The organism is Streptomyces sp. PA03-6a (assembly GCF_033792765.1).
Taxonomy (GTDB): domain Bacteria; phylum Actinomycetota; class Actinomycetes; order Streptomycetales; family Streptomycetaceae; genus Actinacidiphila.
Map to the genome: position 1 here is coordinate 1 of NZ_JARAVK010000273.1, position 11,593 is coordinate 11,593.

At 72.4% G+C, this 11,593-nt stretch carries 9 protein-coding genes; 5 read left to right on the plus strand and 4 right to left on the minus strand.

The window, feature by feature from the left end:
* Nucleotides 1-206: 206 nt before the first annotated feature.
* Genes PV350_RS39130 through mtnA form a run of 4 tightly spaced genes read right to left on the minus strand, consistent with a single transcriptional unit; the run spans nucleotide 207 to nucleotide 5,830 of the window.
* A complete protein-coding gene (locus PV350_RS39130; RefSeq protein WP_500338203.1) occupies nucleotides 207-2,036 on the minus strand; it encodes an LpqB family beta-propeller domain-containing protein in 1,830 nt (609 codons plus the stop codon).
* Nucleotides 2,036-3,979: an MtrAB system histidine kinase MtrB gene (gene mtrB, locus PV350_RS39135; RefSeq protein WP_499516848.1), complete on the minus strand. Its 1,944-nt coding sequence runs from the start codon at nucleotides 3,977-3,979 to the stop codon at nucleotides 2,036-2,038. The genes PV350_RS39130 and mtrB overlap by 1 nt, the downstream gene beginning before the upstream one ends.
* Nucleotides 3,980-4,007: 28 nt before the next feature.
* A complete protein-coding gene (mtrA, locus tag PV350_RS39140; RefSeq protein ID WP_078620260.1) occupies nucleotides 4,008-4,697 on the minus strand; it encodes a two-component system response regulator MtrA in 690 nt (229 codons plus the stop codon).
* A complete protein-coding gene (gene mtnA / locus PV350_RS39145) occupies nucleotides 4,694-5,830 on the minus strand; it encodes an S-methyl-5-thioribose-1-phosphate isomerase (RefSeq protein ID WP_500338204.1) in 1,137 nt (378 codons plus the stop codon). Before mtnA ends, mtrA begins: the two co-directional genes overlap by 4 nt.
* A gap of 143 nt (nucleotides 5,831-5,973) precedes the next feature.
* Here mtnA and PV350_RS39150 point away from each other — a divergent pair, with 143 nt between their 5' ends.
* The 5 genes from PV350_RS39150 to PV350_RS39170 are packed head-to-tail and all read left to right on the plus strand — an operon-like array spanning nucleotide 5,974 to nucleotide 11,406.
* On the plus strand, nucleotides 5,974-7,227 hold the full coding sequence (locus PV350_RS39150) for a DUF7847 domain-containing protein (protein ID WP_500338205.1): 1,254 nt from the start codon (nucleotides 5,974-5,976) through the stop codon (nucleotides 7,225-7,227).
* A complete protein-coding gene (locus PV350_RS39155; RefSeq protein WP_499512151.1) occupies nucleotides 7,227-7,889 on the plus strand; it encodes a DUF4129 domain-containing protein in 663 nt (220 codons plus the stop codon). Before PV350_RS39150 ends, PV350_RS39155 begins: the two co-directional genes overlap by 1 nt.
* Nucleotides 7,886-9,112, plus strand: coding sequence for a DUF4350 domain-containing protein (locus PV350_RS39160; protein WP_500338208.1), 1,227 nt, complete (start codon nucleotides 7,886-7,888; stop codon nucleotides 9,110-9,112). The genes PV350_RS39155 and PV350_RS39160 overlap by 4 nt, the downstream gene beginning before the upstream one ends.
* A complete protein-coding gene (locus tag PV350_RS39165; protein ID WP_500338209.1) occupies nucleotides 9,109-10,077 on the plus strand; it encodes an AAA family ATPase in 969 nt (322 codons plus the stop codon). Before PV350_RS39160 ends, PV350_RS39165 begins: the two co-directional genes overlap by 4 nt.
* Before the next feature lie 18 nt (nucleotides 10,078-10,095).
* Nucleotides 10,096-11,406 (plus strand): DUF58 domain-containing protein, encoded by a 1,311-nt coding sequence (locus PV350_RS39170; RefSeq protein ID WP_500338210.1) that lies wholly within the window; start codon nucleotides 10,096-10,098, stop codon nucleotides 11,404-11,406.
* Nucleotides 11,407-11,593 lie beyond the last annotated feature (187 nt).

An 11,593-nucleotide genomic window follows, 5' to 3' on the forward strand; every position in this document is an offset into this window, starting at 1 on the left:
CCCCTTCGGGCGTCTGCGTCGAGCGGCGACCGCGCCGCCCCCGTGCTGACCGTGCTCCCCGCATGACTCAACGATCCCGGGAAAGGGCGATGATCACCAGGCCCGTCCCCAGCCTGTGGATAACTTCCGCCGCCGCATGATCACCGCGCGATCGCCGCTCGACGCAGACGCCCGAAGGGGGCGCCCGGGGAGGGCGCCCCGGCCGGTCAGCCCGGGTAGACGGGCGAGCTGGCCTTGGGCGCGACTTCCTTCCAGTTGGAGTCGGGCTGCAGCCGGAAGACCCCGCCATCGAGCTCCGCCAGCAGCGGCTTGTCCTGGCGCTCCGAGGCCGCGACCGACGTCACGCCGCTGATGCCCGGCAGGCTCGGCGTGGACGCGCCCGAGCCGTCCGCGTCCACGTACTGGATCTGCGGCACTCCCCCGGCCTCGCGTCCCACGACGACCACCCGGCTGACCCCGGCCCAGGACGCCGCCTTGACGTCCTCGAGCTGCGGCGCGACGCTGCGCAGCTCCGCCACCGTGATCCGCGGGTCGTCGGCGGTCCCGGTGCGCTCGATCCGCCCGAGCCGCAGTGTGGTGTGGTCGCCGTCATGGACCAGCAGGGCGATGCGCACGCCGTCGGCCGCGACCCGTAGTGATTCGATGCGCCCGTCGCCGAGTTCCGGCACGGCGACGGGCACAGGAGTGCCGGCGCCGTCGCGCAGCATCAGCAGTTGCGGCTGCTTCGGGTTGCGGTCGGCGATCCAGAGGTCGCCGTAGCCGTCCCAGCTGGGCGTGGTGAGGCGGTTCTTCGGGTCGGTGGCCTGGCTGCGCAGGACGACGGGGCCGAGCTGGGCGTCGGCGCTCAGCCCGGTCACGTAGAGGCTCGCACCGTCCTCGCTGAGGGCGGCGGCGTACTGCTCGTCGCGCCGCACGGCGGCGGAGCCCATCTTGAACGGGCCGGTGCCGAGGGGGCCCGCCACCGCGGTGGGCTGGGTGTCCGCGCCGCTGAGGCTGACGAGGTGGTGGTCCGCGTCGATGAAGTACTGCTCCCGGCTCTCCCCCACGAGCTTGCCCGGTGCGTACGCTCCGGCGTCGTCGCGCCGGAGCGAGCACAGGCTGCGGCCCGCCGGGCCCTGGAGTTCGACCGAGGGCACGGGTGTGGAGGACATGCCCTGGACGGTCTCGATCAGCTGGGCGGCCATCCGCTCGCACCGGGCACCGTCGCCGCCGGGGGACCGGTTGAGCGTCACCGTCACGCGCTGGGAGTCGTCGATCTCGACCTTGGTGGCCCGGATGCCCGTGGGGAACGCCGAGACGACGACCGGTTCCAGCCAGTCGGTGGGTCCGGCGAGCAGGGCGTTGACGGTGGTGCTGAGCGCGTTGATGCGCTTGCGCAGGTAGATCGGGTCGGCGACGAGGGCGTTCCGGCCGGCGGCGGCCTCTTCGGGGCCCGGCCCGGGGGAGGCGAAGTAGAACGTGTCGACGGAGCGGTAGAAGCGCTGGAAGTCGGCCTCGCTGAGCACCAGGCCGTCACCGACGCCGGCGATGCGCCATTCGCCCTTCTCCTTGGTCAGGCGTATGCCGGTGCTGAAGGAGCCGTCCTCGGCGCGGTAGGCGTGCCGTCCGTCGACGGTGGCGACCCTGTCGCCGGTGAGGGTGATCTGGGTGCTGCCGCCGTCCTTGCCGTCGGCTATCGGCGCGCCGGGTTCCTGCACCTGGGAGGGTCCGCCGGCGAGGATGGTGATCCCGGACTCGGGTTTCCAGCGCTTGGCCTGGTCCTTGGTCATGTAGAGCTTGGCGGTGGCGTAGTCGGCCTCGTCGCTCGTGGTGGCTTCGAGGAAGCCGTTGACGATGTCGCGGGGGTTCTCGCCGCCTTGCGGTTTGACGCCGAAGACCCGGACCTGGGCGTCGGTGTCGGCGTGCTTCTCGCCGCCGCCGACCTTGTGCACCTCGCCGCTGCTGGGCATGGACGCGCAGCCCGTGAGCAGCACCAGTGCGCACAGGAGCACGCCCGCAGCGGCCGGCCTCGGAAGGCCGCCCCCCTTCGCACGCATCAGTCCTCGTCCTCCCGCGCCTGGTCCGCTGTCGTGGGGTGGGTGACCGTCCCGCTGCCCGCGCGGTGCCCGACGACCCGTGCGCCGTTGCCGGGCAGGGCCGCGGGGTCTGCGGCCGGGGGTCGCGGTGGGCTGAGCGGCATCGAGGGGATGGCGGGCGCGGCGAAGCGCGGCGCCGGGAAGCCGTGGTGTGCGGAGGCCGGGGACGCGGCGGCGTCCAGCGCGGTGGCACCTGCGGGCATGCCGCGGTGGGAGAGCGCGGAGGCGAGGTCGCGGTTGCGGCGGGAGTCCTCGGGTTCGAGGGCGATCGGTGATCCGCGCAGGCTGTCGGCGCCGGTACGGGGCAGGGTCAGCCGGAACTGGGAGCCGCCGCCGGGCTCGCCCCAGGCCTGGAGCCAGCCGCCGTGCAGGCGGGCGTCCTCCAGGGCGATGGACAGGCCGAGGCCGGTGCCGCCGGTGGTGCGGGCGCGTGCGGGGTCGGCGCGCCAGAAGCGGTTGAAGACGCGGGTGGCCTCGCCGGGCTTGAGGCCGACGCCGTAGTCGCGCACGGCGACGGCGACGGCGCCTCCGGCGGAGGCCATGCGGACGTGGACGTCCTGGCCCTCGCCGTGTTCGACGGCGTTGACGACGAGGTTGCGCAGGACGCGTTCGACGCGGCGGGCGTCGGCCTCGACGGTGACGGGCTGCTCGTCCCCGTGGACGACGATGCGGCTGCCCTTGCGCTCGGCGAGCGGTTCGGCGCCGTCCACGACGCGCCGCACGACGTCGCGCAGGTCGACGGGTTCGGCCTCCAGGGCGGCGGCGCCCGCGTCGAAGCGGCTTATCTCCAGGAGGTCGGAGAGCATCGACTCGAAGCGGTCGAGCTGGTTCTGCAGCAGCTCGGCGGAGCGGGCGGTGGCGGGGTCGAAGTCCTCGCGGGCCTCGTGGATGACGTCGGCGGCCATGCGGACGGTGGTCAGGGGGGTGCGCAGCTCGTGGGAGACGTCCGAGACGAAGCGGCGCTGCATCCGGGACAGGTCTTCCAACTGCTGGATCTTGACCTGGAGGGTCTGCGCCATCTTGTTGAAGGACTCTCCCAGGCGGGCGATGTCGTCCTCGCCGGTGACCTTCATGCGTTCCTGGAGGTGTCCGGCGGCGAGCCGTTCGGAGATCCGGGCGGCCATGCGGACGGGCGTCACGACCTGCCGGACGACGAGCCAGGCGATGGCGCCGAGCAGTACGACGACGAAGATCCCTGCGGTGGCCAGGGTGCCCTTGACCAGGCCGAGGGTCTTCTCCTCCTGGTCGAAGGGGAAGAGGTAGTACAGCTGGAAGGGGTTGCCGTTGGGGTCGCTGAGGCGCTGGCCGACGATGAGGGCGGGCTCGCCGTCGGGCTCGCTGTCGCTCTTCATCGAGATGTAGCGCTCGAAGACGTCGGACCGCTCGTCGAGGGCCTGACGCAGGTCCGCGGGCACGCTCTCCTCGGGCCAGACGCCGCCGGAGCCGCGGGGTGCGTGGGTGCCGGGGCTGTCCGCCTTGGCGCTGTAGGTGTCCGAGCTGAGGGCGACGACGGAGTAGACGCCCTGGCCGCTGCTGGCGAGTCCGTCGACGAGGTCGTTGAGCCAGGTCGCGGTGTCGGGGCTGTGCTGGCTGTCGGTTCCGGCGCCGCCGGTGTCGGGGGCGCTGCGGGCCGTCTCCTTGGCGACGGCGAAGCCGCCGACGGCCTGGCTCTGGGCGGTCTGCCGCTTGGCGTCGAGCAGTCCGTTCTTGACCTGCCCGATGACGACGACGCCGAGGAGCAGGACGACGCCGAGGGACATCAGCAGGGTGGTGGCGACCACGCGCAGCTGGATGTTGCGGCGCCAGAGCCGGGCGGCGGGCTGGAGGGGCCGCCGGGCCCAGCGCACGAACGAGCGGAGCACCGGCAGCAGACCCGTCAGGGGGTCCGCGTGCCGGCTCTCCATCCGCTCACGCTCGTACGCGGTGGCCACGTCAGCCCGGTCCGGCCTTGTAGCCGACGCCGCGGACGGTCACCACGATCTCGGGGCGCTCGGGGTCCCGCTCGACCTTGGAGCGCAGCCGCTGGACGTGCACGTTGACCAGGCGGGTGTCGGCGGCGTGCCGGTAGCCCCAGACCTGTTCGAGCAGCACTTCGCGGGTGAAGACCTGCCAGGGCTTGCGGGCGAGCGCGACCAGCAGGTCGAACTCGAGGGGGGTCAGCGCGATGGGCTGGCCGTCCCGCTTGACCGAGTGGCCGGCCACGTCGATGACCAGGTCACCGATGGTGAGCTGCTCCGGCGTGGGCTCTTCGGCCCTGCGCAGCCGGGCCCGCACGCGGGCGACGAGCTCCTTGGGCTTGAACGGCTTGATGACGTAGTCGTCGGCCCCGGACTCCAGGCCCACGACGACGTCGACCGTGTCGCTCTTCGCGGTGAGCATGACGATGGGGACCCCGGACTCGGCCCGGATCTGGCGGCATACGTCGATGCCGTCCCGTCCGGGGAGCATGAGGTCGAGGAGGACCAGATCAGGCTTGGTCTCACGGAATGCGGCGAGGGCCTTGTCACCGTCGGCCACGAACGACGGCTCAAAACCTTCTCCGCGCAGCACGATGCCAAGCATCTCTGCCAGTGCGGTGTCGTCGTCGACGACCAGGACGCGTCCCTTCATAGCGACCATCATCCCATTACCTGATCGTGACCTGGAGCACGAGACGGGCACAAAGCTGCCAGGGCATCGGGTGTGACCGGCGAAACCACGCCGTTTTCGGTGACTATTGCCGTTATCAGGCCTGCGGGTGTGATGTCGAACGCAGGGTTGTACGCCTGGGTGCCGAGGGGTGCCACCGGGTTTCCGGCCGATTCGGTCACTTCGTGCCCTGGGCGCTGCTCGATCTCGATGGACGGGCCGTCGGCGGTGCCCTGGTCGACGGTGGTGGTGGGGGCGACGACGATGAAGGGCACGTTGTGGTACCGGGCGAGTACGGCGAGTGGGTAGCTGCCGACCTTGTTGGCGACGGAGCCGTCCGCGGCGATGCGGTCGGCGCCGATGAGGACGGCGTGGACGTTGCCGGCGGCGAAGAGTGAGCCTGCGGCGTTGTCGGTGAGCAGGGTGTACGCCATGCCGGAGCGGGCGGCCTCGTAGGCGGTGAGGCGGGCGCCCTGGAGCAGGGGGCGGGTCTCGTCGACCCACAGGCGGCGGAGCTGGCCCTGGCGGTGGGCGGCGAGTGCGACGGCGAAGGCGGTGCCCTCGCCGCCGGAGACGAGGGCGCCGGTGTTGCAGTGGGTGAGGATCTGGTAGCCGCCGCCGGGGAGGAGCTCGGCGAGCAGCTGGAGGCCGTGGCGGGCCATGGCGGCGCTGGCCTCCTTGTCCTCGGCGTGCAGGCTGCGGGCCTCGGCCAGGGCCGCCGCGGCGGCGCGTTCGGGGTCGCCCCCGGCGGTGCCGGTGAGGGCGGTCCGGTAGGCGGCCAGGGCCCGCCGGACGCCGTAGGCCAGGTTGACGGCGGTGGGCCGGGCGTGGGCGAGGGATTCGGCGGCCTCGTCCACGTCGTAGCCGCGGACGGCGGCGAGGGCGATGCCGTACGCGCCGGCTATGCCGAGCAGTGGGGCGCCGCGCACGGCGAGGCCGCGGATGGCCTCGACCAGGGCGGGGACGTCGGTGCAGACCAGCTCCACTTCCTCGGCGGGCAGCCGGGTCTGGTCGAGGAGGACGACGACGGGGCCTTCCGGCGGCTCCTCCCAGCGCAGCGCCGGGAGGGGCTCGTCAGGGTTGCCCTTGGAATCATTGGCCAGAGTTACCACGTACTGATCACCCATCTGCTCAGTCTGCCGTGAACGGCAGCACGTTTTGAACGGTTGCGGCACTCCGCATCCGCAGGTACAAGCCCGCTTCGCCCATGGCACGATGGCCACCGTCCCGCCGTTGGACGAGTAGGTAGCGCAGTAGCGAAGGAGCGACGATGAACGACTCTCCGGGCTGGGCCTCGCCCGGATCCTCCCCCTCCGGCGAACCGGGCCGCACCGACGGCCCCGGTGCGCCGCAGGACGCTGCGCCGCAGAACTGGTCCGAGCAGCAGCCGCCCGCGGGCCAGTGGAAGACCGCAGGCGGCTGGGGCGCCCCGCCTCCGCCCAGCGGCCCGGTGTGGGGCAGCCCCGCGCCGGCCGGCTGGCAGCAGCCGCACTGGGGTGCCCCGCCGTCCCCCAAGCCCGGTGTCATCCCGCTGCGTCCGCTGGGAGTCGGCGAGATCCTCGACGGCGCGGTCTCCACGATGCGCGCGCACTGGCGCACCGTGCTCACCATCTCCTTCGCGGTCTCGCTGCTGACCCAGGGCGCCATGCTGCTGCTCCAGGGGTTCATGCTCGACGACAGCGAGACGCTCAACTCCCTGGAAGGCCGTACCGACCCCTCGTTCAGCGACGTCATGAACGCCGTCGGCGGCACGCTGGCCGCCGGGGGGCTCGCCCTGGTCATCACCCTCCTCGGAACGGTGATCGCCACGGCGATGCTCACCATGGTCGTCAGCCGGGCCGTCCTCGGCCGCGAGGTGACCCTGGCCGAGGCGTGGTCCGATGCCCGCCGCCAGCTGCCGCGCCTGTTCGGGCTGACGCTGCTGCTCACCCTGATCGGCGCCGGGATCATGGCCGTCGGCATCGTCCCAGGAATCCTCGTCGCGGCCGGCGGCGCAACGGCCGCCGGTGTCGGCCTGGCGCTCCTCGGCGGCGCGGTCGCCCTCGGCGTGATCGTCTGGCTGATGATCCGCTTCAGCCTCTCCTCACCCGCCCTCATGCTGGAGAAGCAGGGCGTCCTGAAGTCCATGGCCCGGTCGGCCAAGCTGGTCCGCGGGTCGTGGTGGCGCATTCTGGGCATCCAGTTGCTCACCATGATCCTCGTCTACATCGTCTCGTCGATCATCCAGATTCCCTTCGTGCTGGCGGGCATCTTCACCGGAAGCGACAGCTTGTCGTCCTTCGCATCGGGCGACCAGGCGAACCTCGGCTGGACGTACCTGATCGTCATCGGGATCGGGGCCGTCATCGGATCCACCATCACCTTCCCCATCAACGCCGGCGTTACCGCCCTGCTCTACATGGATCAGCGGATCCGTCGCGAGGCCCTCGACATCGAACTGGCCCGTGCCGCGGGCGTCCCCGGCTACGCCGACGCCCTCGGCGGGAGCGGCGCACCCGGCAACAGCTCAGCCACCGGGGGCTGATGCCGGTGTCGGGGGAGGACGTACCGGTCACCATTCCCCGCGGCCCCGCCCGAGAGGCCGCCGAGGACGAGCTGTCCAAGGGCATCTACCACCGCGACGACCCGAGCCTGTTCGAACGCGCCCTGAACTGGCTCTGGGAGAAGGTCTCCCACCTGATGGACGCCGCCTCCGGGGTCACCCCCGGAGGCACCGTCGGCGTGGTGGCGATCATCGTCCTGGTCGTGCTGCTGGTCGTCGCCCTGCGGCTGCGGCTCGGCAGGCTGCGCGCGCAACCCACCACCGGCACCGGGCTGTTCGCTGACGCTCCCCGGACCGCCGCCGAGCACCGGGCCGCCGCCGAGGAACACGCGCACCACGGCCGGTGGAGCGAGGCCGTCCAGGAACGGATGCGCGCGATCGTGCGCTCCCTGGAGGAACGTGCCCTGCTCGACCCGCGCCCCGGCCGGACCGCGGACGAGGCCGCCGCCGAGGCAGGCCGTCCCCTCCCCGACCACGCCGCGCGCCTCGCGGACGCCGCCCGCACCTTCGACGACGTGACCTACGGGGACCGCCCGGGCACCCCTGTCGCCTACGCGGCCCTGCGCGAACTCGATGCCGAAGTGCAAGGCACCAAGCCCCGGTTGGCCGACAGCGGCGCGGCCGCCGGAGGTTCCCGCCCGTGACCGACACCCTGTCCCCGGCCCAGGCAGCCACGCCGGCCACCACGTCGGCCTCCCCGACCGCGGGCCAGCTGTGGACGCGCTCGCGCACCCTGCTCGTGGCGTTCCTCGTCCTGATCGTCTTCGGCGTCCTGTACGCCGCCGTGCGTTCCGGTGAGAACCATGACGCACTCGACCCCCGTTCTCCCGACCCGTCCGGCAGCCGGGCCGTCGCTCAACTCCTCCACGACCAAGGTGTGACCACCACGGTCGTCACCACCACGGACGAGGCCGTGGCCGCCGCCGGACCCGACACCACCGTCCTCGTCACCGTGCCCGACCTGTTGACGAAGCGTCAGCAGGACGCGGTGCATGACGCGATGGAGCGGGCGGGCGGCCGTATCGTCCTCCTCTCCCCCAGCGAGCCCTCCATCGGACGGCTCGCCTCGGGCGTCCGCTCCACGGGGCCCGTCCCCGTCCACGTCCTCGAGCCCGGGTGCGACCTGGCCGCCGCCCGCACTGCCGGCTCCGCCGAAATGGGCGGCAGCGGGTATACGACGTCCTCGCGGGACGCCGACCAGTGCTACCCCAACGCCCCGGGCGACTTCACCCTGCTGCGGCTGCCCGCGGCCAGCGGCGGCGACACCGTCGTCCTCGGCACCCACACCCTCCTGCAGAACGAGAACATCGCCGAGCAGGGCAATGCCTCGCTCGCCATGCAGATCCTCGGCGCGCACCCGAAGCTCGTCTGGTACCTCCCCTCACTCGCCGACGCCTCCGCCTTCGGCGGCGGACAGCAAAGCTTCCTCGACCTGATCCCCGACGGCTGGAACTGGGCCGTCCTGCAGTTGTTCATCGCCGCCGCCTTCGCGGCCCTGTGGCGCGCCCGCCGTCTCGGCCCCGTCGTCGCCGAGCGGCTGCCCGCCACCGTCCGCGCCGCGGAGGCCACCGAGGGACGTGCCCGCCTCTACCGCCACGGCCGGGCCCGTGGCCGGGCCGCAGAGGTGCTGCGCACCGCCGCACGCGACCGGCTGGCCCCACTGGTCGGCATCCCTCCGTCCCAGGCCCACGACCCGGCCGCCCTGGCCACCGCCGTGGCCGCCCGGCTCGACGACCCCGCCGTCGACCCGCACAGCCTGCTCCACGGTCCACCTCCCCCCGATGACGCGGCCCTGCTGCGTCTCGCCGACGACCTCGACGCACTGGAACGCCGCGTCCTTCTCAACGAGAGGAAAGCAACCCCGTGAGCGCCGCCCCGACCGCCGACAGCGCCCGTGCCTCCCTGGAGGCCCTCCGCACCGAAATCGCCAAGGCCGTCGTCGGCCAGGACCCGGCCGTCACCGGCCTGGTCGTGGCCCTGCTCTGCCGGGGTCACGTCCTCCTGGAAGGCGTGCCCGGAGTCGCCAAGACCCTCCTCGTGCGCGCCCTGGCCGCCTCCCTCCGACTGGAGACCAAGCGGGTCCAGTTCACCCCTGACCTGATGCCCGGCGACATCACCGGCTCCCTCGTCTACGACGCCCGCACAGCCGAGTTCTCCTTCCAGGCAGGCCCTGTCTTCACCAACCTGCTGCTCGCCGACGAGATCAACCGCACCCCGCCCAAGACCCAGGCATCCCTCTTGGAGGCCATGGAGGAGCGCCAGGTGTCCGTCGACGGCATCCCCCGGCCGCTACCCGAGCCGTTCCTCGTCGCGGCGACGCAGAACCCCGTCGAGTACGAGGGCACCTACCCGCTCCCCGAGGCCCAGCTGGACCGCTTCCTCCTGAAGCTGATCCTCCCGCTGCCGTCCCGCGAGACCGAGATCGACGTGCTCACCCGCCACGCCGACGGCTTCAACCCCCGGGACCTGGACTCCGCCGGTCTGCGGCCGGTCGCCGGCCCCGCCGACCTCGACGCCGCCCGGGCCGCCGTTGCCAAGACGTCGGTCTCCGCCGACATCACGGCCTACATCGTCGATATCTGCCGAGCCACCCGTGAATCCCCCTCTCTGACGCTCGGTGTCTCCCCCCGGGGAGCCACCGCCCTGCTCGCCACCGCCCGCGCCTGGGCCTGGCTAACCGGCCGCGACTACGTCATCCCCGACGACGTCAAGGCCCTCGCCCTCCCCACGCTCCGGCACCGCATCCAACTGCGGCCCGAAGCCGAGATGGAAGGCACCACACCCGACTCGGTCATCACCTCGGTCCTCGCCCGCGTCCCCGTACCGCGCTGAGACGGGCGACGACCGACCATGGCACTCACCGGACGTACCGCCCTGCTGGCCGCCCTCGGCGCCTTCGCCGTCGGTCTGCTGCTCCCCGGCTGGAACGGCATCCTGCTCGTCGAAGGCATCCTTCTGTTCGGAATTCTGTGCGACCTCGTGCTCGCCGCGCCAGTACGAAAGCTCCATTTCACCCGATCCGGTGAGACATCAGTTCGACTCGGTGAAACGGCGGAAGTCGTGCTCACCGTGACCAACCCCGGCCGGCGCCCGCTGCGCGCCCACCTCCGCGACGCCTGGCCGCCCAGCAGCTGGTACCGGGGGACGGAGGTGGCCGCGTCGCGTCACCGGTTGACCATCCCGTCAGCCGAACGCCGCCGCGTCACCACCACCCTGCACCCCACCCGCCGCGGCGACCGGCACGCCGAACGCGTCACCGTCCGCTCCTACGGACCCCTCGGCCTGGCCGCCCGGCAGGGTTCCCACCGCGTCCCCTGGACGGTCCGGGTCCTCCCGCCCTTCCACAGCCGAAAACACCTGCCGTCGCGCCTGGCCCGCCTCCGAGAGCTCGACGGACGCACGTCCGTGCTCATCCGGGGCCAGGGCACCGAGTTCGACTCGCTCCGCGAGTACATCCCAGGCGATGACACCCGTTCCATCGACTGGCGGGCCACCGCACGCCGGGCCACCGTCGCCGTCCGCACCTGGCGCCCCGAACGCGACCGCCACATCCTCATCGTCCTCGACACCGGCCGCACGGCCGCCGGCCGCGTCGGCGACGCCCCACGACTCGACGCCGCCATGGACGCCGCCCTGCTGCTCGCCGTCCTCGCGGGCCGCGCCGGCGACCGCGTCGACCTGCTGGCCTACGACCGCCGCGTACGCGCCTCCGTCCAGGGCCGTGCCGCCCGCGACATGCTCCCCGCCCTGGTCAACGCCATGGCACCGCTCGAGGCAGAACTCGTCGAGTCCGACGCCCGCGGTCTGGTCGCCACGGTCCTCCAACGGGCCACACAGCGCTCGCTCGTCGTCTTCCTCACCGGGCTCGACGCCGCGCCGATGGAAGAGGGCCTGCTGCCCGTCCTCCCCCAGCTCACCCACCGCCACGAGGTCCTCATCGCCTCGGTGGCGGACCCCCGCATCGAAGAGATGGCGCAGGGCCGTCACAGCTTCGACGCCGTGTACGCGGCCGCGGCCGCCGAACAGGCACGAGCTGAGCGCCGCCGCGTCGCCCAGCGCCTTTCCCGGCACAACATCACCGTCGTCGACGCCCCGCCCTCCGACATCGCCCCGGCGCTGGCGGACGCCTACCTCGGCCTCAAGGCCGCCGGCCGACTGTAGGACCGAAGACGAAGGCTTCTGGAGGCAGGAGGGGGCGACTGCTCCTTGCCTGCCTCCTGGCGGCTCTGCGTATCGGGGGACAACACAAAAAAGCCTCAGCCCCCGAGTCGAAACTCAGGGGCTGAGGCTAATAATTGTTCGGCGGCGTCCTACTCTCCCACAGGGTCCCCCCTGCAGTACCATCGGC

Excerpts from the sequence above, each read along its gene's own strand:
- mtnA (WP_500338204.1), bottom strand. The coding sequence starts at position 5,830 with ATGGGTGATCAGTACGTGGTAACTCTGGCCAATGATTCCAAGGGCAAC.
- mtrA (WP_078620260.1), bottom strand. The coding sequence starts at position 4,697 with ATGATGGTCGCTATGAAGGGACGCGTCCTGGTCGTCGACGACGACACC.
- PV350_RS39170 (WP_500338210.1), top strand. The coding sequence starts at position 10,096 with ATGGCACTCACCGGACGTACCGCCCTGCTGGCCGCCCTCGGCGCCTTC.
- PV350_RS39150 (WP_500338205.1), top strand. The coding sequence starts at position 5,974 with ATGAACGACTCTCCGGGCTGGGCCTCGCCCGGATCCTCCCCCTCCGGC.
- PV350_RS39155 (WP_499512151.1), top strand. The coding sequence starts at position 7,227 with ATGCCGGTGTCGGGGGAGGACGTACCGGTCACCATTCCCCGCGGCCCC.
- PV350_RS39130 (WP_500338203.1), bottom strand. The coding sequence starts at position 2,036 with ATGCGTGCGAAGGGGGGCGGCCTTCCGAGGCCGGCCGCTGCGGGCGTG.
- mtrB (WP_499516848.1), bottom strand. The coding sequence starts at position 3,979 with ATGGAGAGCCGGCACGCGGACCCCCTGACGGGTCTGCTGCCGGTGCTC.